General features: G+C 60.0%; 22 protein-coding genes and 1 tRNA gene. 13 read left to right on the top strand and 10 right to left on the bottom strand.

The features are described from left to right. Positions 1-109: 109 nt before the first annotated feature. The 3 genes from MRBLRC7O_RS19735 to MRBLRC7O_RS19725 all read right to left on the bottom strand — a co-directional run bounded on the left by MRBLRC7O_RS19735 (position 110) and on the right by MRBLRC7O_RS19725 (position 3,211). A complete protein-coding gene (locus MRBLRC7O_RS19735) occupies positions 110-1,297 on the bottom strand; it encodes a M24 family metallopeptidase (RefSeq protein WP_111820663.1) in 1,188 nt (395 codons plus the stop codon). 553 nt (positions 1,298-1,850) lie between these two features. Next, on the bottom strand, positions 1,851-2,600 hold the full coding sequence (locus MRBLRC7O_RS19730) for an SDR family oxidoreductase (protein WP_003508670.1): 750 nt from the start codon (positions 2,598-2,600) through the stop codon (positions 1,851-1,853). Then, a complete protein-coding gene (locus MRBLRC7O_RS19725) occupies positions 2,597-3,211 on the bottom strand; it encodes a nucleoside 2-deoxyribosyltransferase (protein ID WP_003508668.1) in 615 nt (204 codons plus the stop codon). Before MRBLRC7O_RS19725 ends, MRBLRC7O_RS19730 begins: the two co-directional genes overlap by 4 nt. 163 nt (positions 3,212-3,374) lie before the next feature. Between MRBLRC7O_RS19725 and MRBLRC7O_RS19720 the strand changes: the two genes are divergently transcribed. The 4 genes from MRBLRC7O_RS19720 to MRBLRC7O_RS19705 all read left to right on the top strand — a co-directional run bounded on the left by MRBLRC7O_RS19720 (position 3,375) and on the right by MRBLRC7O_RS19705 (position 7,483). Continuing rightward, positions 3,375-4,001 carry a ribonuclease D gene (locus tag MRBLRC7O_RS19720; RefSeq protein WP_060723422.1) on the top strand — a complete coding sequence of 209 codons (627 nt, stop codon included), beginning with the start codon at positions 3,375-3,377 and terminating at the stop codon, positions 3,999-4,001. An 83-nt stretch (positions 4,002-4,084) separates the two neighbouring features. Continuing rightward, complete coding sequence (locus MRBLRC7O_RS19715) at positions 4,085-5,314, top strand: hypothetical protein (protein ID WP_367727540.1); 1,230 nt, start codon at positions 4,085-4,087, stop codon at positions 5,312-5,314. 48 nt (positions 5,315-5,362) lie between these two features. Then, a complete protein-coding gene (locus MRBLRC7O_RS19710; RefSeq protein WP_003508655.1) occupies positions 5,363-5,671 on the top strand; it encodes a hypothetical protein in 309 nt (102 codons plus the stop codon). A gap of 261 nt (positions 5,672-5,932) precedes the next feature. Further along, complete coding sequence (locus MRBLRC7O_RS19705) at positions 5,933-7,483, top strand: hypothetical protein (protein ID WP_111820661.1); 1,551 nt, start codon at positions 5,933-5,935, stop codon at positions 7,481-7,483. A 96-nt stretch (positions 7,484-7,579) separates the two neighbouring features. Here MRBLRC7O_RS19705 and rpsA read toward each other — a convergent pair whose 3' ends face one another. Both rpsA and cmk read right to left on the bottom strand, forming a co-directional pair. After that, positions 7,580-9,280: a 30S ribosomal protein S1 gene (gene rpsA, locus MRBLRC7O_RS19700; RefSeq protein WP_003508653.1), complete on the bottom strand. Its 1,701-nt coding sequence runs from the start codon at positions 9,278-9,280 to the stop codon at positions 7,580-7,582. Positions 9,281-9,430: 150 nt separating this feature from the next. Continuing rightward, positions 9,431-10,111 (bottom strand): (d)CMP kinase, encoded by a 681-nt coding sequence (gene cmk / locus MRBLRC7O_RS19695; RefSeq protein WP_162690785.1) that lies wholly within the window; start codon positions 10,109-10,111, stop codon positions 9,431-9,433. Between the two features lie 199 nt (positions 10,112-10,310). Here cmk and MRBLRC7O_RS19690 point away from each other — a divergent pair, with 199 nt between their 5' ends. Both MRBLRC7O_RS19690 and MRBLRC7O_RS19685 read left to right on the top strand, forming a co-directional pair. Further along, positions 10,311-10,697, top strand: coding sequence for a TIGR02300 family protein (locus MRBLRC7O_RS19690; protein ID WP_003508651.1), 387 nt, complete (start codon positions 10,311-10,313; stop codon positions 10,695-10,697). A gap of 152 nt (positions 10,698-10,849) precedes the next feature. Continuing rightward, positions 10,850-10,925, top strand: a tRNA-Ala gene (locus tag MRBLRC7O_RS19685). Between the two features lie 74 nt (positions 10,926-10,999). Here the strand turns inward: MRBLRC7O_RS19685 and MRBLRC7O_RS19680 are convergent. Beyond that, positions 11,000-11,500 carry a hypothetical protein gene (locus tag MRBLRC7O_RS19680; RefSeq protein ID WP_060727516.1) on the bottom strand — a complete coding sequence of 167 codons (501 nt, stop codon included), beginning with the start codon at positions 11,498-11,500 and terminating at the stop codon, positions 11,000-11,002. A gap of 60 nt (positions 11,501-11,560) precedes the next feature. After that, positions 11,561-11,935: a PAS domain-containing protein gene (locus tag MRBLRC7O_RS19675; RefSeq protein ID WP_020010001.1), complete on the bottom strand. Its 375-nt coding sequence runs from the start codon at positions 11,933-11,935 to the stop codon at positions 11,561-11,563. 207 nt (positions 11,936-12,142) lie between these two features. Here MRBLRC7O_RS19675 and MRBLRC7O_RS19670 point away from each other — a divergent pair, with 207 nt between their 5' ends. The 7 genes from MRBLRC7O_RS19670 (at position 12,143) to MRBLRC7O_RS19640 (ending at position 17,549) form a co-directional block, all read left to right on the top strand. Further along, positions 12,143-13,045 carry an NUDIX hydrolase gene (locus tag MRBLRC7O_RS19670; RefSeq protein WP_060727517.1) on the top strand — a complete coding sequence of 301 codons (903 nt, stop codon included), beginning with the start codon at positions 12,143-12,145 and terminating at the stop codon, positions 13,043-13,045. A gap of 69 nt (positions 13,046-13,114) precedes the next feature. Next, positions 13,115-14,086 (top strand): quinolinate synthase NadA, encoded by a 972-nt coding sequence (nadA, locus tag MRBLRC7O_RS19665; RefSeq protein WP_003508608.1) that lies wholly within the window; start codon positions 13,115-13,117, stop codon positions 14,084-14,086. Beyond that, a complete protein-coding gene (locus tag MRBLRC7O_RS19660) occupies positions 14,083-15,654 on the top strand; it encodes an L-aspartate oxidase (RefSeq protein WP_077998590.1) in 1,572 nt (523 codons plus the stop codon). Before nadA ends, MRBLRC7O_RS19660 begins: the two co-directional genes overlap by 4 nt. A gap of 1 nt (position 15,655) precedes the next feature. Next, the gene (gene nadC, locus MRBLRC7O_RS19655) at positions 15,656-16,513 is read left to right on the top strand and encodes a carboxylating nicotinate-nucleotide diphosphorylase (protein WP_060727520.1); all 858 of its coding nucleotides are present in this window, start codon (positions 15,656-15,658) and stop codon (positions 16,511-16,513) included. Between the two features lie 144 nt (positions 16,514-16,657). Continuing rightward, positions 16,658-16,909 carry a GlsB/YeaQ/YmgE family stress response membrane protein gene (locus MRBLRC7O_RS19650; RefSeq protein ID WP_003508605.1) on the top strand — a complete coding sequence of 84 codons (252 nt, stop codon included), beginning with the start codon at positions 16,658-16,660 and terminating at the stop codon, positions 16,907-16,909. A gap of 12 nt (positions 16,910-16,921) precedes the next feature. Further along, positions 16,922-17,338, top strand: a complete 417-nt coding sequence (locus MRBLRC7O_RS19645) for a DUF3597 domain-containing protein (RefSeq protein ID WP_003508604.1) — start codon at positions 16,922-16,924, stop codon at positions 17,336-17,338. Between the two features lie 22 nt (positions 17,339-17,360). Next, a complete protein-coding gene (locus MRBLRC7O_RS19640; RefSeq protein ID WP_003508603.1) occupies positions 17,361-17,549 on the top strand; it encodes a hypothetical protein in 189 nt (62 codons plus the stop codon). A gap of 233 nt (positions 17,550-17,782) precedes the next feature. Here MRBLRC7O_RS19640 and cydX read toward each other — a convergent pair whose 3' ends face one another. From cydX to MRBLRC7O_RS19625, 3 genes are read right to left on the bottom strand one after another with little or no spacing between them, the layout of a single operon-like run. Then, positions 17,783-17,905 (bottom strand): cytochrome bd-I oxidase subunit CydX, encoded by a 123-nt coding sequence (gene cydX / locus MRBLRC7O_RS19635; protein ID WP_003508602.1) that lies wholly within the window; start codon positions 17,903-17,905, stop codon positions 17,783-17,785. A 22-nt stretch (positions 17,906-17,927) separates the two neighbouring features. Then, entirely contained in the window at positions 17,928-19,085 is a 1,158-nt protein-coding gene (gene cydB, locus MRBLRC7O_RS19630) for a cytochrome d ubiquinol oxidase subunit II (protein WP_060723432.1), read from the bottom strand. 6 nt (positions 19,086-19,091) lie between these two features. Then, positions 19,092-20,669, bottom strand: coding sequence for a cytochrome ubiquinol oxidase subunit I (locus tag MRBLRC7O_RS19625; protein WP_111820660.1), 1,578 nt, complete (start codon positions 20,667-20,669; stop codon positions 19,092-19,094). Positions 20,670-20,729: the final 60 nt, after the last annotated feature.

The following is a 20,729-nucleotide window of genomic DNA, read 5'->3' as shown; positions in this document are numbered from 1 at the left end:
GTCCTTTCCCTCTTTTTCTGAGTTCCTGCGGCCCCTGGGGGCCTACCTCTTCTGGTCAGCGGCGACGCGGAGACCCGTGTCGCCGTTCGGTCTTTTGCCTCCCGACCAATTACCCGGCGACCGGCTGAAACAGCCGGTCGAGGTTCGTCTCCGGTGGACAGAACCAGCGCGGCCCCGCCTCCGTCATATAAGCAATATCCTCGAGACGGACGCCGCATTCGCCATAAACGCACAGCATCGGCTCGATGGAAAAACACATGCCCGGCTCAAGCGCCGTGGCATTTCCTGCAACGATATAGGGTTCTTCGTGAATATCCAGCCCAAGCCCGTGACCGGTGCGGTGCGGCAGGCCGGGAACCTGATAGTCCGGGCCAAAACCAGCCGCCTTGAGGCTTTCGCGCGCGGCCTTGTCGACATCCTGGCAGGCAGCGCCGAGGCTCGCAGCCGCAAAAGCCGCAGCCTGCGCGTCGCGTTCGGCGTTCCAGAGAAAGCGCTGACGCTCGGTCGGCTCACCGAAAACATAGGTGCGGGTGATATCGGAACGATAGCCATGAAGAATGCCGCCGAGATCGACCAGCACCATGTCACCTTCGTTCAGCGTCTGCGCATAGGGCACGCCATGCGGATAGGCCGTCGCCTCGCCGAACTGCACCGCCACGAAAAGCGGCTTCAGGCCCAGCGCAATATGGGCGGCGTTGACGAAATCGGCCACTTCGGTGGTGGAAATGCCGGGACGCAGGCCTTCGAACACGGCTTTCTGCACACCGTAGCTAGCGTCCATCGCGGTCTGGATGAGAGTGATTTCGGCCGCGGATTTGACCTGCCGCTGGGCAACGATCATCGGCTGGGCGGAAATGATCCGTCCTTCGAGACGCTGCATCAGGGCCGATGCGAAAACAAAGGGTGTTGCGGGATCGATGGCGACAAAATGACCGGGACAGGAAAGTGCGCCAATGCGTCCTGCCATCAGGTCGAAGGGACTTTCATCCTCTTCCCAGACGGCGACCTCACCCGGAATGCGGATGAGCGTCTGAAGCTTAGGCTCCTCGAAGGTCGGGCTGACATAGACCGGCGCACCCTCGGCAGGAACGAGAGCGCCATGAATGCGCTCGGAAAGGCCAAGCGACAGACCGGTATAATAGGTCAGCGACGATGATGCATCGAGCCAGACCGCCTTCACATTTTGCTGGATCATCCGCGCTTGCAGGCCACGTAGCCGCAATCTGAACTCGTCTTCAGCGATCGATGAAACCGCGATCGGCTGAAACCGCTTCAGCGCCTCTTGAAAGTCTGCCATTCTCTCCCCGCCGCTTTCGGGCCGCAGACACAAGCGTGCCGGCAACCTCCCAAGCGTTCTTTTGCTCATGCTTAAACACAGGGCGGGGGCTAGGCAATGGCCCGGCGGGGCGCGCCACCACAAAACTGTGCAAATTCATCTAGACATAACGAAAATGTGATCAACACACGCCCGATTTAAGCCCTCATTGCCTTGACGCAAAAAATCAAAATCCCCCCGGAAATCCAAGGGGAGTTTGCGGCCAGCCTTCAACACGGAGCGGGCACGCCAAAGGACGACGGCGAGAGGCAGTAAAGGAAAAGACGCCCAGAAAAGGAAAAAGCCTGCCGCGGGAGGAGGTGCGGCAGGCTTCAAACTTGATCGGTGATTGGGAGGAGGAGTACCACCGATCCACATCGAGCGACACTGGGAGGAGGAGTGCGTCGCTTCGATGATTTGAATATAGCGGTATCTGTGATTTTTAACAGAGCAAGTCTCGCAATGCAGCATTGCATTTCTGCATAGCTCCAGAATTCCTGCCCGGTTTTTCAGCACTCCCCCAAACCGTGAGAAATCAGCTTTCCCGATAGACCTGGAAACCGGCAAAGGACTGGTTGACCGGCATGAGTTCGAGGCTGTTGATGTTGATATGCTTGGGCTGCGAGGCGACCCAGTGGATAGTGTTGGCAATATCGTCCGCCGTGATCGGATTGACGCCCTTGTAGAGATTATCCGAGGCTTCCTGATTGCCGCCGGTGCGCACCAGCGTGAATTCCGTTTCGCACATGCCCGGTTCGATCGAGGTTACCCTGACGCCCTTGCCATGCAGGTCGGAACGCAGGCCGAGCGAGAATTGCCGCAGGAACGCTTTGGTACCGCCATACACATTGCCGCCCAGATAGGGGTAGTGCGCAGCAACAGACGAAAGGTTGATAACAATACCCTTGCGCTCGATCAGCGTCGGCAGCAGATGGTGGGTGACGTTCAGGAGACCAGTGATGTTGGTGTCCACCATGGTCTGCCAGTCTTTCAACGGTACCTGCGGCGCAGAAGCCGTGCCGAGTGCAAGACCGGCATTGTTGACGAGAATGTCGATATCCCTGAATCCATCAGGCAAGCCGGCCAGCGCCTTTTTTGTCGCCTCCTCGTCGGTAATATCGAAGGCGACGCCATGAAAGGCGGAGCCGAGTTCAGCGGAAAGCGCCTCCAGCCGTTCCGCCCGCCGGCCCGTGCCGATGACCTTCCAGCCTTCCTTGACGAAGCGCTGCGCCGTGGCCTGTCCGAAACCGGATGTCGCGCCGGTGATGAGGATGGTTCCGCTCATGATGATGCCTCCACTGTATCAGTTCGTTCGGGGTCAATCGGTGTCAATAATTTTTCGGCCGCAGCTGCGAGACAGCGTCTATAGGCGTCCAGATCCGTATACAGGGCCTCTTCGGGCGCGTCGCCGACGATGATGATACCGCCGCGCCGCAAAATCCCGCCATGCAGCATGAGATTGTCGACCATGTCGAAATTCTCGATCGACAGCCCGTCCGGTCCGCGATAGCGGCCCGTTTCATCCAGGGTGGCAACGCCGCCATAATGCGCCTTGATACGGGTGAAATGATTGGCCGCGACATTGGTATAGGCGAAAACCGGCTTGCCCAGCGCGCACATGAAGCCCAGCTCGTAGCTCGTTCCCGTATCGGCGGCGATGCCGCGGAACGGCGTGAGATTAGCAATGATCGCGTCCGCTTCCAGCATCATCTGCTCATCGACGGCATTGATGTTGCAACCGTGGCCGATCCTGGTGTCCGCCGGCGGAATCTGCAGATCACCCGGCGAAAGCGGTATGAAACCGGCTTCCCGCGCCAGCGAGGCCTTGAGGTCGAGCATTTCACGCGCATTCGGGAGGAAGACTTCCGGGCCGGCGAGATAGATTTTCTTTGTCATCGGGAATTCATGCGATCTGTCAGGAAAGGATGTTCCGAACCTAACCCGGGCTGTTTCGCAAAGGCAAGCCGAAGGAGGACGGAAACGACCCATAAAACGGTATCGTCCAGACGCTCTTTCCGTTATAGCCGGTGCCATAAACAGGAAATTTCCGGAGCAAGACATGGCAGCCACCATCCGCTATCACGAAGGCGATATTTCCGCCGAAGATGCAGCCCGCTACACCGGTGCTATCGCCATCGACACGGAAACGCTGGGGCTGGTGCCGCGCCGCGACCGTCTCTGCGTCGTCCAGCTTTCGCCGGGCGATGGCACGGCTGACGTCATCCGCATCGCCGCCGGCCAGACGCAGGCCCCGAACCTCGTCCGCATGCTGGCCGATCCCGCCCACCAGAAGATTTTTCACTACGGCCGTTTCGATATCGCCGTTCTGTTCCATACCTTCGGCGTGACGACCACACCGGTCTTCTGCACCAAGATCGCCTCGCGGCTGACCCGTACCTACACGGACCGGCATGGCCTTAAGGACAATCTGAAGGAAATGCTGGAAGTCGACATCTCCAAGGCGCAGCAATCCTCCGACTGGGCGGCCCAGCCCCTGTCGCCCGCCCAGCTCGAATATGCCGCCTCCGACGTGCTCTATCTGCACGCACTGCGTGACAAGCTGACGGCCCGCCTCATCCGCGACGGCCGCCTCGACCATGCCGACGCCTGTTTCGCCTTTCTGCCGACCCGCGCGAAACTCGATCTCCTCGGCTGGGAAGAAACGGATATTTTCGCCCATAGCTGAGCCTTCAGCCGCTTCGTTTAAGCACTGATTTACCAGAACTGCCTATTCTCGGCCGCAACTTTGGGCGGCCGGGAACTTTGAAGATGATCACTCCGCTACAGCAGACGGCGGGCATTGCAGTCAGCGACCTCATGCGCTCGATGGTGGAAGCCATCGAGGACCGCCAGCGCGAAGAGCAGGAAAAGGCGAACGGCGCCCAAAAGGACGATGCGGTCAAGACCAACCCGCAGCCGGACGAAAGCCATCGCGCCGCCAATGAAAAGATAAGCGCCTATCTGTTCGGCATCATGAAACCGGACGCCGATGCTTTCGCCTCACTTGTTTCCCGCTTTTCCTCCGCCCTCGGCATCACACAGGAAGCCGACGAGTCGAGCTTCTCCTTCGCCAAAAGACTTCAGGATGCCCTGACGCTGACGGACAGTTTCGAAAAAACCGATGCGCAGGGAAAAGCCACGAAAATCTCCCTGACATCTTTCGGTGTTTCGGAGGGACAGGTCGTCGAGGTGCTGAATAACGGCGCCACCACCAAGACCGATCCCATGGCCGCCCTCGCCGCCCGCATCGCCAAGGGCGCCGGCCTGACGGGCAACGAAGATAATTTCGGCGATGAGATATCGAAAGCCATCATGGCGATGCGCGCGACTTTGCCGAAAAATGTCAGTGAACTGGAAGAAACCACCGGCCTCAAGCAACTCGGAATCTCCGCCAGACAGATGATCGCCGCCATCGCCAACCCCTATGGCGACGAGGCGCGCGCCGTGAAAGGTGCGCTGGACACGCAGGCACAGGGCACACGCTTCATGACGCGGGAGACCCTGAAAGTCATTCAGCGCCTCGAAGATGTCGCCGATCCCAAAACCAAGGAAGAGTTGCAGGCCGAACGCGGTAAGGAGCGCATTGGCGAAATCAACGATGCCGAAGTGAAGGCCGAGCGGGAAGAGGATATCCAGGCCCTCGATGCGCAGGGCAAGCTTGAAGACGTGCAGGAACTCCAGGACGTCGTGAAGGAGCATATCGATGCTTCCGGCGATGAAAAGACGGTAGACGCCGATCCGCAGGCGTCGGCCGACATATCATCGGAAACCGCCCTGATCTCCGTGCTTGCGGCTGCGCCTGCGGATGAAGCCGAGCCGGCGAAGAACGAAGATGAACCTGCCGAGACAGACGCAGCCACCAATCCGGCCGATGCGGAAGACGACGCCGAAAAACTGCTCGATACGCAGACACTTGTCGAAGAGACCCGCAATGCCATTCTGCCGGTTTCGATCGATGACAATGGCCTTTATGAACTGCTGAAGAAAAAGGCGGCATGATTGCCGCTTCCGAAAGTCACTTGAGCGAAACATGATGTGAGTTCAGACATGACCGATATTTCCGGCCTATCCGGCAGCGTCGTTTACGACAATGAGCCCAATGCGGCGCAGGCCCTGCTGTCCATGGCCGCCCCGCCGCTTGTTCCCGATGACGGGGCCTTCACCGCAGCCGGCGAAGAGGACAATCCCATCGCCCCCATTGAAATGCAGCCAGAGCGAAGCCTTCCCAAGGCAAGCTGGCTGGATGCGATGCCACCGGAGGCTTTTGAGGCCGCAACCAGCGACCCCGATCATATTTCCTCTGTCAATTCCGACGATAACGGCCTTTACCGCATGTTCATCGGCGTCTCACCCTGATTGCGCCCGCACAGGCAATTCTTTGGTTAGCCAAATCTTAATATCTGCAAGCCAAGATTGAACCAGATGATTCTGTATGCGCTGCAACCGACATTTGCGGCCAGAGGCGTATACGGCGCTCCCGCATGAGCGGGCGAGATGACACCTGTCCATCACCGGCGCGGCGATTTTTCAACATTTAAGCCAGATGCGGACCAGAGAGCCAATGGGGATTGGCCCTTTCGCAGCCAGCGGCGGTCACCGATAGAAACGGAGCGCAGCATGTTACCGCCTGTACCGAAAATTGCGGCAACCGATGCCGCCTATGGAACCACGGTCCCGCTGATGCCGCGCGGGCAGGTGAAAGAGACCACACCGCCGCAACCGAGCAATCCCGTCCCTGAAAATAGCGGCAGCCTTTTTGCCCGGGCGGCAATCGCCTCCCTCACCAGCGAATTTCAGCTCTCCCGCAGCACCGCCGTTCTGGCGGAAGCGCTCGGCAAGCTGATGAACCTACCGCGGCGGGATGGCGAAGCGATCCAGACCTATGTGACGCGACTGACAGAGGCGCTCCGCACCCTGCCGGCGCCACAACGTCTGGCGCTTGAACAACAGGTCGGCAAAGCCCTGCAGGGCCTGACACTTTCAATGCTCGCCGAAATCCTGAAACAGCCGACCGGGCCGGATGCTGCCCGCCTCGCGCTGCTGATCGAGCTCTCCCGTTACAAGGGAGCGGATCTGGCAGCAAAGGCGGTGGTCTCTTCCTATCAGCAAAACAATTCCTCCAATCCCACCCCCCTGCAATCGGCCCCGCCGAAACAACAGAACGCGCCGAGCCAGAATGCCGAAGGTCGCCCCTCTCCGGCCGTGACCGCACAGGCGGCAAATTCCTCGACCGCCAGCCGGCTTCTGCCTCTGCTGATCGGCCCGCTCGCCCTCAGTGGCGCAGCGGTGAAAGCCACGGTGGCGGCGCTAACCGCGCAGCTGGACCCTCGGCCCACGCTTTCCACCCCGCCTGCCGACACACATGATACGCCAAGCAATGCCGCAAAGCCGGATGGAAGAGCCGAAAACACGGCACGTCCGCTTCTGCCACAGACCGGCAACGTGACAAAGGAAGTGCCGGCCGAAACCCGCCCGGCAAACCCGCCTCGCGCCGAAACCGGTGAAACGCGCCCTGCCCTGCCGCATCGAGAGATAACGAAGGCGGAGCAGAAAGAGCCCCGCACGGGCTTTAACCCACCGTCCGGTCCGCTCGCGGACGACGCCGAGACCATGAACACCCTGCTGCTTGCCGCCACGGCTGGCAAACTTCCTGCCAAGGGAGCCGGCACACAGCAGCCTCTGCCCGCGCCGCAAAGTGGCGCGCAGCAGCCCTCCGACGATCAGGCCGTGGAAAAACCCGCTCTCGCAACGGCCGCCGCCCGCCCCTCCGGCGAAGAAACGGAAACGGCGACCCATCGTCCCGAAACCCAGCTGCAGCCGCGGACCACGCTGGACCCGGAAGCAAGAATGGCGATGCTGGAGCAATCGGCTTCGCAATCATTGATCGCCGCCGCCCTGGTAAAAGACGGCACGCCGCTGCCGCTCGTCGCCTATCCGCCGGCGGACGAGGACTATGAATCGGAAACCCCGCCGCGGGGAGGCGGCCCCTTTTCCGAAGATGAGGCGGAAGGTGAGACCGAGGCCGGCGCTGAAAACTCCGATGGTCAGGACGATACGGAAGAACGCATTGCTGCTAATGACGCGACAGACGAGCAGGAAAGCACGCCCGCGTCGACTTCCGATGACAGCGCGGAAAATTATTATCTCAAGATGAGCGGCATGCTCTGAGAAGAGCGCCGCTGCCTGCCCGCCGGCGCAGCCTGAAAGCAACAAAAAACCCGCCGGAAAATTCCGGCGGGTTCTTCATTTCAAAGATCTTGGCGATTATTCGCCGCGGTTCTTCAGAGCCGCGCCGAGGATGTCGCCGAGCGAAGCGCCCGAGTCGGAAGAACCGAACTGTGCGACGGCTTCCTTCTCTTCAGCAATTTCCAGAGCCTTGATCGAAAGCATGACCTTGCGGTCCTTCTTCGAGAAGTTGACGACGCGGGCGTCGACAACCTGGCCAACGGAGAAGCGCTCAGGGCGCTGCTCGTCACGGTCACGGGAAAGGTCAGCGCGACGGATGAACGAGGTGAGGTCTTCGTGGTTGACGAGCTTCACTTCGATGCCGCCATCGTTGACGCCGATGACTTCAGCGGAAACGACTGCGTTCTTGCGCAGGTCGCCGGAAGAAGCGGCTTCGCCGACAGCATCCTTGCCGAGCTGCTTGATGCCGAGCGAGATGCGTTCCTTCTCGACGTCAACATCGAGAACGACGGCCTTGACCACGTCACCCTTGTTGAACTCTTCGATGACCTGTTCGCCCGGACGGTTCCAGTCGAGATCCGACAGGTGAACCATGCCGTCAACATCGCCTTCGAGGCCAATGAACAGGCCGAATTCGGTCTTGTTCTTGACTTCGCCTTCAACTTCAGTGCCGGCCGGATGGCTGAAGGCAAATGCCTGCCACGGGTTTTCCAGCGTCTGCTTGAGGCCGAGCGAGATACGGCGCTTGGACGGATCGACTTCGAGAACGACAACGTCAACTTCCTGGCTCGTGGACAGGATCTTGCCGGGATGTACGTTCTTCTTGGTCCAGGACATTTCGGAAATGTGGATCAGGCCTTCGATGCCCGGCTCCAGCTCGACGAATGCACCGTAGTCGGTGATGTTCGTGACCGTACCGGAGATCTTCTTGCCAACCGGGTACTTGGCGGAGATGCCATCCCACGGATCGGACTCGAGCTGCTTCATGCCGAGCGAGATACGGTGGGTTTCCTGGTTGATGCGGATGATCTGAACCTTGACCTGCTGGCCAATGTTGAGGATTTCCGAAGGATGGTTGACGCGGCGCCATGCCATGTCGGTAACGTGCAGCAGGCCGTCGATGCCGCCGAGGTCAACGAACGCACCGTAATCGGTGATGTTCTTGACGACGCCGTCAACAACCTGGCCTTCTTCGAGGTTCTGAACGATTTCAGAACGCTGCTCGGCGCGGGACTCTTCGAGAACCGTACGGCGCGAAACAACGATGTTGCCGCGACGCTTGTCCATCTTGAGGATTTCGAAGGGCTGCGGGTTGTGCATCAGCGGGGTAACGTCGCGGATCGGACGGATGTCGACCTGCGAACGCGGAAGGAAGGCAACAGCGCCGTCCAGATCGACGGTGAAACCACCCTTGACCTGGTTGAAGATAACGCCTTCGACGCGTTCGCCAGCTTCGAACTTGGCTTCGAGCTTGACCCAGCTTTCTTCGCGGCGAGCCTTCTCGCGCGACAGAACGGCTTCGCCGAGAGCGTTTTCGATGCGCTCGACGTAAACTTCGACTTCGTCGCCGACCTTCAGCGTGCCGTCCTTGGACTTCGCGCCGAATTCCTTCAACGGTACGCGGCCTTCAACCTTGAGGCCGACGTCGACGATGGCAACGTCCTTCTCGATTGCCGTTACGATACCCTTGGCAACATAGCCTTCGGCAAGATCGTTAGAGGCAAAGGATTCTTCGAGAAGCGCTGCGAAATCTTCGCGCGTGGGGGTAGATACTGACATGAAATCTCCTGATTGCATCCGCGCTATGGCGAATACAAAAGCGCCGGTGGGCTAGTGTTGTTGATACCCGACCCCATGCCCGCCTTTTCAAAAGGCTTTCCGGCGCAAGGACATGACTTCGGGCAATTCCGGACTAAACGCGGACCGAATTCAAGCGGTTCCGCGAGAAACCTGTTTCTCCAGGGCGGCGTCGATGATCGTCCGCGCGGCCTGAAACGCCGCCTCTATACTCATTTCCGACGTATCTAGCAAGTGCGCGTCTTCAGCCGGCTTCAACGGGCTGTCGGCGCGGCCCATGTCGCGCTCGTCGCGTTTTTTCACCTCAGTGAAGATGGCATCATAATCGCCGCTGCCGCCATTGGCCAGAATTTCGTCGTAACGGCGTCGCGCCCGCACGTCGGCAGAAGCAGTGACGTAAAGTTTCACCGGCGCCTGCGGGCACACCACCGTGCCGATGTCGCGTCCGTCAAGCACCGTGCCCGGCTCCTTCAAGGCAAAACGCTGCTGCGCCTTGACGAGCGCGCGTCTCACCGGCGTCATCACCGCTATTTTGGACGCCGCCTCACCAATATCGTGCCGGGAAAGAACGACGCGATCGAGCCCCGCAAGATCGACTTCCAGCGCCATCTTCTCGGCCACGGCCTCGTCATCGAGCGGCAGGCCGGCATCGAGAAGCGCCTTGGCGGTCGCCCTGTAGGTCAGCCCGGTATCGAGATGGTGGAAACCATAGGTCTCGGCGATCCTGCGTGATAGGGTTCCTTTGCCCGCCGCGGCCGGCCCGTCTATGGCGATCGTGAAGGTCATGAAGCTTTCCGCCTGTGCATCCGTCATTGATATAATAGAGTGTGTCATGCCTCCCTATTTATATCAGCATCCCCGCATAGGGGTTGCGCCGAGGCAGGCGGCACCCGAAGTTTGTCTTTGACACGAAAGAGCGCAACGATTAAGGGGACCGGCTATAAATTTTACCGTCTATGCCGGTTTTACGGCGTACACACCGAAACTCATCCGACAATTTGAGGCTTAGACAGTGGCAAAAGCGGAACTTGGTACCAAGCGCACAGACCCCGATACCGGCAAGAAGTTCTACGATCTGAACCGCGACCCGGTCGTTTCTCCCTACACCGGCAAGTCCTGGCCGCTGTCCTTCTTCGAGGAAAGCACCGCCCAGGCCAAGATGGAGCAGGCTGAAGAAGAGGAAGTGGCGGAAGTCGATACCGAAAACACGGAAGTCGAACTCGTCTCGCTGGAAGATGCCGATGGCGACAACAGCGGCGACGAAATCCCTGATCTGGGTGACGACGATGACGTCGAAATCGACGACGATGACGACACCTTCCTCGAAACCGACGACGAAGATGACGACGACGACATGTCCGGCATCATCGGCGTATCGGGCGACGACGAAGAAGCTTGATTTTACTCGATAATTCGGCCCGACGACAAAAAAATGACGCCGGGCCGTTTTTTATGCTTGCACTCGTCGGAAAGCCGCAGTAGTAAGCCGCCACCGAACGGAACAACAACCGCTTCGGTTCCCGGAACCGGAAGAAATGCCGGAACCCTTATGGGGCTATAGCTCAGCTGGGAGAGCGCTTGCATGGCATGCAAGAGGTCAGCGGTTCGATCCCGCTTAGCTCCACCAAATCTTCTCAGACAATAAATTCTGCTTTCGGCCAACCGGTCCTATTCATCTTTTAGGCCATTTGACGTCATCGCCTATTGCAGCAGCGCCCGCACATCCTGCCCGTTGATACGGCACTCTAGGGAACCCGGCGCACTCACCTCTTCCACCACACGACATTCGAGATATCTGCCGCGCAGCCGGTTCTCCAGCGCCTTGAAGGCGTTGAGGCCGCAGGCGTAACGGCGGCCGTCGGGGCCGGTGCAGACGCGGTTGCGTTCGACCTCCTCCACGCCGGCGAGGCGGAATTCCTGGCCCTTGAAGGTAAAGCGGTTGCTGGAAATCACACGCAGGCGCTGGTCCGCATGCATTTTCAGCGGATAGAGATCGGGCGGCGTCGGAATGCGCTCGTAATTTTGGCTACGGGGATCGACCCGCACCGGCGAGGTGGTCCACAGCAGTTCCGTATTGGCGGCAAGTCCTGCCGGTGCGGAAGTCGCCTCGCCATTGACGAGCGAGGCGATGCGGATGCCGGCTATGCCGAGGCCTATGGCAAGGACGACCTGAAACAGCAAAATTGCGATCTGCCTGACCATGTCACCGCAACATCAAAACAATGAACGACATAAATTAGATCGGCTGTCTTTAGCCGCATATCACATCAATAAAACCTTGCACGCATTAACATCCCGCACGGTGCCCATGGCCATGATCGGAAGCTGGTCGTTATCCAGGATCACCCGTCCGGTTGTCCGCAACCAGCGAAAACCGCCGGATTTGAGCTGAATGCGATATTCCTGATCATAGAACACGCCATTTGTCAGCGAATTGTAAACCGCCTTGGCGACGCGTGCGCGCGAGCCGCTTTCGATCTGCGCAATGAAATCTTCGACCGGAATGCCGCAGGCGGCTTTTTCCGGGGAGAATTCGCGCAGGCGGGCCGCCACGGCATCGAGATAAATCAGGTTCTGCCCGATGTTCCAGGTATAATAACCCACAAGTGTCTCTTCGAGCGATATGTTCTCCAACATCGGCCTTCTACCGTCTGAAATGCTTGTGCGGGTCTGTAACACACCAGACGATAGACGGCTAACCACAAGAATTCATCCTTTTGTCTGATGAGACGCGGTTTTGTAGGCGGCGGATTATCGACAGCCCTTTTCGGCCGCCATGTTGGCGAACCAACCTTCCTGTGCCAAAGAAGGTTGACCCTAGAGCCAACGACCAGAGGAGCCGCCGTGACCATCGGGCTTGCCCATGCCGAACTCATCGCCGTCGTCACCGCCATCACCACGGATGAGCCGCGGGTCATGACCGTTCGCGAAGGCGCAGCACTTCCGTCGGGGCCGTTCGAATTCGGGCACAGAACGCTCCAGAGCGGGTTGCGGGAATGGATCCACGAACAGACCCACCACCCCGTCGGTTATCTCGAACAACTCTACACCTTCGCCGATCGCGACCGTAACAACGACATTTTAGGCGGAAGAACCATCTCCATCGGTTATCTCGGGCTGGTTCGCGAGCAGGAAGCATCAGGCGGCAAACGCGCCCTGTGGCACGGCTGGTACGAATATTTCCCATGGGAAGACCATCGCCAGGGCCGCCCTGGGGTTTTGGACACCATTATCGACAGGCTGCGTGCCTGGGCGGATTCCGATCCCGCCTGCAAAAGCCAGCGCCATTTGCGGGCGGACTTCACCTTCGGCCTAGATGGCGGCGGCTGGAACGAGGAACTGACCCTGCAGCGCTATGAGCTGCTGTATGAAGCCGGGCTGGTCGAGGAAGCGCAGGGCGATCCGCGGGTCAATTTCGGCAGGCCGATGTTTGCCGATCACCGCCGCATTCTCGCCACCGGCATCGCGCGATTGAGGGCCAAGATCAAATACCGGCCGGTGGTGTTCGAATTGATGCCCGACGCCTTCACGCTCCTGCAGCTGCAGCGCGCTATCGAGGCGCTGGCCGGGCTGACGCTGCACAAGCAGAATTTCCGCCGGCTGATTGAACAGCAGCAGCTGGTGGAAGAAACCGGCGACATGGCGACCGAAACCGGCGGCCGCCCGGCAAAGCTTTTCCGCTTCCGCCAGACCGTTCTCGATGAACGCGCCCTCTCAGGTACAAAACTGCCCCTCTCCCGCAATTGACATATGCTCACAATGAGAATATCTCTTTGCCATGGATATACTCAAAGAGAGTATAAATGGGAGAGCACCGTGAACGAACAGATATCCGCCGCAAGCCTTTATGATCGCGTCGCCCGCGTCATTCCCAAGGCCGAATGGATGGGCTTTCAGGACGATGTGGATGCGATCCTCGAGTTGAAGCGCAAGCGAAACGCGGTCATCCTCGCCCATAACTACCAGACACCGGAAATCTTCCACGGCGTCGCCGATATCGTCGGCGACAGCCTTGCCCTTGCCCGCAAGGCGATGGAAGTGGAAGCGGATGTGATCGTTCTCGCCGGCGTGCATTTCATGGCCGAGACGGCAAAGCTGCTCAATCCGCAAAAAACCGTGCTCATTCCGGATATGGGCGCAGGCTGCTCGCTGGCGGACTCCATCACGCCCGAGGATATCGCCCTTCTGCGCAAGGCCTATCCCGGCGTTCCTGTTGTCACCTATGTGAACACGTCTGCCGCTGTAAAGGCGGCGTCCGACATCTGCTGCACGTCAGGCAATGCCCGCCAGGTGGTGGAATCGCTCGGCGTGCCGCGTGTGCTGATGCTGCCGGATGAATATCTGGCAAAGAACGTGGCGAAGGAAACCAATGTCGAACTGATCGCCTGGCGCGGCCATTGCGAGGTGCATGAACTGTTCACCGCCGATGACATCAGAGAACTCAGGGAAAGCCATCCCGGCGTCACCGTGCTGGCGCATCCGGAATGTCCGCCCGATGTCGTGGAGGCCGCGGATTTTTCCGGCTCCACCGCCGTCATGTCCGACTATGTCGGCCGTGAACGCCCCGCCCGCGTGGTGCTTCTGACGGAATGCTCGATGAGCGACAATGTCGCCGTACATCACCCGGATGTCGAATTCATCCGTCCCTGCAATCTCTGCCCGCATATGAAGCGCATCACGCTTGGCAACATCCGCACGGCCCTTGAGGAAAACCGCCACGAAGTGACGGTCGATCCGGCTATCGCCGTCGCCGCCCGCCGCGCCGTGGAAAGGATGCTGGAAGTATGAGCGAACGCCTCCCGTCGCATGCGGGCTGGACGGTCATTGTCGGCAGCGGCATTGCCGGCCTGATGGCGGCGCTGACGCTTGCGCCGCAGCCCGTGCTACTTATCACACGCGGCGTTCTCGGCGGTGAGACGTCCAGCGCCTGGGCGCAGGGCGGTATTGCGGCAAGCCTCGGCCCCGACGATAGTGCAGCGCTCCACCTTGCCGATACGCTCGCAGCGGGCGACGGCCTCTGCGATGCTGAAATGGCCGCAGAGATCGTTTCCGCCGCCCCCGCCGTCATCGAGGCACTGGAGCAGGCGGGGGTGCGCTTTGACCGTGATGCCGCGGGCAGGCTCGTCTTCGGGCTGGAGGCCGCCCATGGCAGAAGGCGCATCCTGCATGCCGAAGGTGACGGTTCGGGCGCGGCCATCGTCACGGCTCTCGCCGCCAGCGTTCTTCGCACACCCTCCATCACCGTTCTGGAAGGCACGGAAGTTCGTCGCCTGCTGACGGAAAACGGCGCCATCGCCGGTCTCGCCTGCATCGGCCCCAAAGGCTGCTTTACGTTGCCGGCCACACAGGTCGTTCTCGCCACCGGCGGCCTCGGCGGGCTTTATGAGGCGACGACCAATCCATCCGGCAATTTCGGACAGGGCATCATGCTCGCCGCCCGCGCCGGCGCCATCCTCGCCGATATGGAATTCGTCCAGTTTCACCCGACGGCGCTTTCCTCGCCACGACGGCCGCTGGCGCTGGTGAGCGAGGCCGTGCGGGGCGAAGGCGCGCTTCTACTTAATGAGAACGGCGAACGTTTCATGGCTGATGTTCCGGGTGCGGAACTTGCCTCGCGCGATATTGTCGCCCGCGCCATCGACCGCGAAATGTTGCGCGGCGGCAGGGTCTTTCTCGATGCCCGCAAGGCGCTCGGCTCGGGCTTTTCCACCCGTTTCCCCTCGATCAACCTGCTCTGCCGGGAGGCAGGGATAGACCCCGCCCGCGAACTCGTGCCGGTCCGCCCGGCGGTGCATTATCATATGGGCGGCGTCGCCACCGATGGCAGAGGCCGAAGCTCGTTGCCGGGCCTTTGGGTTGCCGGCGAAACCGCCTGCACGGGGCTGCATGGCGCAAACAGGCTCGCCAGCAATTCCCTGCTGGAAGCGGCCGCCATGGGCATGCGCGCAGCGGAAGACATTGCCGGCAGGCCGACATATGCAGGACAACAGCCAGCTGATATCGCAACCCTCCCCGTGCCTGACTTCCCGGCAGTCGACCTCTCTCCCGTCCGGCCCATCGTTTCCCGCCATCTCGGTATCGTGCGACATGCGGAAGGACTGACGGGCGCGATCCGTGATCTTCTGCCATTGACTGAGCGGAACGGCCCGGCATCCGATCCCGCCCTTGTTGCGCTTGCCATCGCCGTCTTCGCGGCGCAACGCACGGAATCGCGCGGTGCGCATTTCCGCGACGATTTTCCTGAAAAGGACGCAGCGGCGACAAGGCGCAAGCTGAGCCTTAGCGACGTGATTACCATCGCCCACGAATTTTCCTCTTCCAGCCATTCTTCGGCCAGCCTTGCGCGGAGCGCCTGACATGATCCTTTCTCCCCTGCCACGCCTCATCATCGAGCCGCTCGTGCGCAACGCCCTTTTGGAAGATCTCGGGCTGGCGGGCGATATCACTTCCGCCGCCGTCATTCCCGCCGATCATCGCTCGGTCGTCGTCATGGCGGCGCGCGAACCGGGCGTTATTGCCGGTCTCGATGCGGCGGACCTTGCTTTCCAGCTGGTAGACCCGGCCATCGCGATGAAACGGCATGTGCAGGATGGGGCAACCGTGGCCCCCGGCGATATCATCGCGACGATCGAAGGCCCCTCGCGCGGCCTTCTGACGGCGGAGCGCACGGCGCTGAATTTCCTTGGCCACCTGTCGGGCATCGCCTCCGTCACCGCAAAAATCGTTGCCGCCATTGCCGGCAGCAAAGCCTCGGTCGCCTGCACCCGCAAGACCACGCCGGGGCTGAGAGCCCTGGAAAAATATGCCGTGCGCGCCGGCGGCGGCATGAACCATCGTTTTGCGCTTTATGATGCCGTTCTCATCAAGGACAACCATATCGCCGTGGCCGGCGGCGTGCGCGAGGCCATCCGCCGCGCCCGGCAGGGCGTGGGGCATCTCGTCAAGATCGAGGTGGAAGTCGATACGCTTGCGCAGCTGCGTGACGTCATGGACGAGGGCGTCGATGCGGTTCTCCTCGACAATATGACACCCGAACAGCTGCGCGAGGCCGTAGGGATCGTCGCCGGTCGCGCCATTACCGAAGCGTCCGGCCGCATCAATCCGCAAACGGCCGCGGCCATCGCCGCAACCGGCATCGACCTCATTTCCGTCGGCTGGCTGACCCATAGCGCACCGGTTCTCGATATCGGGTTGGATTTTGAGAGCCAGGGTTGAGTTTGCGATAGCGTGCACGCCGCACGGAACAAAAGTTCTGCGTCATCGTTAGTATCCCGCCTGGGGTCAATTCAAGGCGGGGGGACGTGCGCAAAAAATGCGGGTCCAGTGCCTTCTGACCTCTTTAGAAAGGAAAGGCCTGTTATGGAAGACGCACAAGTTGGCTGGATTGCAGCAATCATCATCGGCGGCGTAGCCGGATGGCTCGCGGAACAGTTCATGAAAAGCAATATGGGTGTTTTCATGAACATTATTCTCGGCATTATCGGCGCCATCGTCGCCAATTTCCTTCTGGGGCTCGTGGGCATTTCGCTCGGAGGCTGGATTGGTTATCTCATCGCCGGTTTCATCGGCGCCTGCATTCTCATCGCCATCGGGCGGGCATTTCGCCGCTAAGGGGAGGACACCATGAGCTTTTTCGACAAGATCAAGAACGCGATTTTCGGCAAGGCCGAGGCCGCACCTCAGACTTCGGCTCCGGCCGGAACACCGCCGACCACTGCAAGCCCGACCGCAGCAAGCCCGGCATCACCAGCCCCGACAGCGGCGGCTCCGGCGCCGACGGGCAATGTCGATGTCGCTTCCATTCTGGATGCGGCTGTCAAGAAGAACGGCCAGAAGCTCGACTGGAAACACTCCATCGTCGATCTTCTCAAGGCCCTCGACCTCGACAGCAGCCTGACGGCCAGAAAGGAACTGGCCGGTGAGCTCGGCTATACCGGCGACACCTCGGATTCGGCGACGATGAACATCTGGCTGCATAAGGCCGTCATCAAGAAACTGTCCGAAAACGGCGGCAAGGTTCCGGCCGACCTTCTGGATTGAACCGATAAACGGGAGAGCCGCGATGGACGACTATTCCAGCCTTCGAGAGCAGATCGGCCAGGACCTCGACACCCTGCACAGGACCGAGCATCCGAAGTCGATCTTCGAGATCGCCGACGACTATCTTCTGGGAAATCCAAATCTCAACAGAGTCATCGTCGAAGACATCATCAAGGAAGAAGCGGACAAGCGCGGCATCGCGATCCACTGAAGCCGCGCATCGCAGGCACGGCTGTTGTAACAAAAGGGCGGCATCCTAACCGGATGCCGCCCTTGTATATTTGGCAGAGTTGCATCATCCGCATTCCGTCACCCCGGACCAGATCCGGGGTCCAGCGCGATCAAGTCCTTGATCGCAAAAAGACTCTTCTCATGGCGCAGACGCGCCGTGGCTGGATGCCGGATCTAGTCCGGCATGACGGAGGAGAGGTTTTCGCCAAAGCTTTATTTATCCAGCTTCGCTTCGGCCTTTTTCGCGTTTTCTTCCATCAGCTCATACCACATCGCGTTCATGACGGCGAAGATGGCGGCGAGAGGCAGGCCGAGCAGCCAGGCGAAATACCACATGTTCGATCTCCTTCTTTCTTGATCAATAAGCGTGACCGCTGTCGTCGCGGATCGCCTTTTCGTCCACCTTGCCCCACAGCACGCGATAGACCCATGATGTATAGGCGACGATGATCGGGATGAAGATGAGGGCGACGACCAGCATGATGAACAGCGTCATATGGCTGGACGATGCATCCCATACCGTCAGGCTCGATTTCGGATCAACCGAGGACGGCAGGATGAAGGGAAACATCGCTAGCCCTACCGTTGAGATGATGCCGAAAATGGCGAGCGAGCTGGAAAGCAGCGCCAGCACCTCCTTGCGGGCCCTGAACAAGATGAAGGCCACGAGCGGGAAGACAAGACCGAGCGCCGGCGCCAGCATCATCCATGGATGCGCCGCATAGTTGGAAAACCAGACGCCGCTTGCGACCTCGACCGTCTTCGACAGCGGATTGGACGGACCATCGGTCACGATGTCAGAGGTGAAGCGATATCCATCGATACCGAGCCACAGAAAGACGCCGCCGAGCGCAAACAGAACTGACGTGGCAAGGGCCGCGATGCTGCCAAAAGCGCGGGCGCGGGCCGCCACCGGACCATCCGTCTTCAGCACCAGCCATGCCGCACCATGCATGATGAGCATGGCGACGGATACGAGGCCGCAGAGGATGGCGTAGGGGTTCAGAAGTTCGAACAGCGTCGTGCCGTCGTAGAAAATCCTGAGGTCGTCATTCAGGTGGAAGGGAACGCCCTGCAGCACATTGCCGATCGCCACGCCGAAGATCAGCGCGGGAACGAAGCCGCCGATAAAGAGCGCCCAGTCCCAGCCGGTGCGCCATGCGGTGCTTTCACGCTTGGAGCGATATTTGAAACCGACCGGACGCAGGATCAACGCAAACAGGGTGGCGAACATCGCCAGGTAAAAACCTGAAAACGACACCGCATAAAGCGGCGGCCAGGCGGCGAAGATGGCGCCGCCGCCAAGGATGAGCCAGACCTGATTGCCTTCCCAGACCGGGCCGATGGAATTGATGACGACACGCCGCTCGATATCCGTTTTCGCCACGAAAGGCAGCAGCGCGCCGGTGCCGAGATCGAAACCGCCGGTAACGGCGAAACCGATCAGCACCACGCCGAGCAGCAGCCACCAGATGACGCGGAGGATTTCGTAGTCGATGAGTTGGTGCAATATCATGATCGTTTACTCCGCAGCGACGAGTTTTTCAGGAACGAGCGGCGCTTCCGGCTCATGGTCCGGATCAGGCCCCTTGCGGATCGCCTTCAGCATCAGCCCCATCTCGACGATGAACAGCACCGTGTAGATGGCGATGAAACACAGGAGCGTGATGAGGACCGTAGAGGCGCTGAGGCTGGAAACGGCCGCCGCTGTTGGCAACACGCCCTCGATAATCCATGGCTGGCGGCCGAATTCGGCCACGACCCAGCCCATTTCCGCCGCGATCCACGGCAGCGGAATGGCGAAGACCGCCACTTTCAGCAGCAACGGATAATGATCCAGCCGGCGGCGGGCCGAAAGATAAAAGAACGTCGCCGTCAGAAGGATGAAGAACATGCCAAGGCCGACCATGATGCGGAACGCCCAGAACAGTGTCGGCACATGCGGAATGGTATCCGCCGCAGCTTTCGCAATCTGCTCTTCGCTCGCCTGGCGCGGATCATCGACATATCGTTTCAGCAGCAGGGCATAACCAAGCTCGTGGCCGAGTTCCGCAAAGGTGCCGCGCACCTCTTCGGGCAGTTGCGCGCCTTTACCGGTGGCGCGTATCTGCATCAGCGCGTCATAGGCCTTGATGCCGTCGCGGATGCGGGTCTTGGCCTGCTCCACCAGATCGTTGATGCCCGGAATTTGCGTATCGAGCGAGCGGGTGCCGATAAGACCCATCACCCACGGGATCTTCACCGCGAAATGCGTCTCGCGCGCTTCCTGATCGGGAAAACCGATGACCGTGAAGGGTGCCGGGGCCGGCTCGGTTTCCCACATGGCCTCGATGGAGGCGAGCTTCATCTTCTGGTGTTCGGTCGAGAGATAACCGCTTTCGTCACCCAGCACGACGACCGACAGCGCCGATGCGAGACCGAAGGAAGCGGCGACCGTCATCGAACGCTTGGCCAAATCGACATGGCGGCCTTTCAGCACATACCAGGCCGAAACGCCGAGCACGAAGATGGAGGCCGTCACGTAACCGGCGGAAACCGTGTGAACGAACTTCGCCTGCGCCACCGGGTTGAACAGGACCTCGAAGAAGTCCGTCACTTCCATGCGCATGGTCTGGGGATTGAAGGCAGAGCCCGTTGGGTTCTGCATCCAGCCATTGGCGATCAATATCCATAGCGCCGAAAAATTCGAGCCGAGCGCCACGCACCATGTCGCGACGAGATGGCCGAGTTTCGACAATTTATCCCAGCCGAAAAAGAACAGCCCGACGAAGGTGGCTTCCAGGAAGAAGGCCATCATGCCCTCGATCGCCAGCGGCGCACCGAAAATATCGCCGACATAGTGGCTGTAGTAGCTCCAGTTCATGCCGAACTGGAATTCCATGACGATGCCGGTGGAAACGCCAAGCACGAAGTTGATGCCGAACAACGTGCCCCAGAATTTCGTCATCTGCCGCCAGATCGTGCGGCCGGTCATGACATAGACCGTTTCCATGATGGCGATCACCACCGACAGCCCGATCGTCAGGGGAACGAACAGAAAGTGATATAAAGCCGTCACCGCAAATTGCAGGCGCGACAGCGCCACTATGTCGAGTTCCATAGTCTTACCCACCTTTTCCGGAAGGCCGGCCTTCCATTTCAAAGACGACGCCGGCTCTCA

Source organism: Agrobacterium radiobacter (assembly GCF_040801995.1).
GTDB classification, from domain to species: Bacteria; Pseudomonadota; Alphaproteobacteria; order Rhizobiales; family Rhizobiaceae; genus Agrobacterium; species Agrobacterium radiobacter.
The sequence above is the reverse complement of the archived record's forward strand: the minus strand, read 5'-3'. Positions and strand labels throughout refer to the sequence as shown.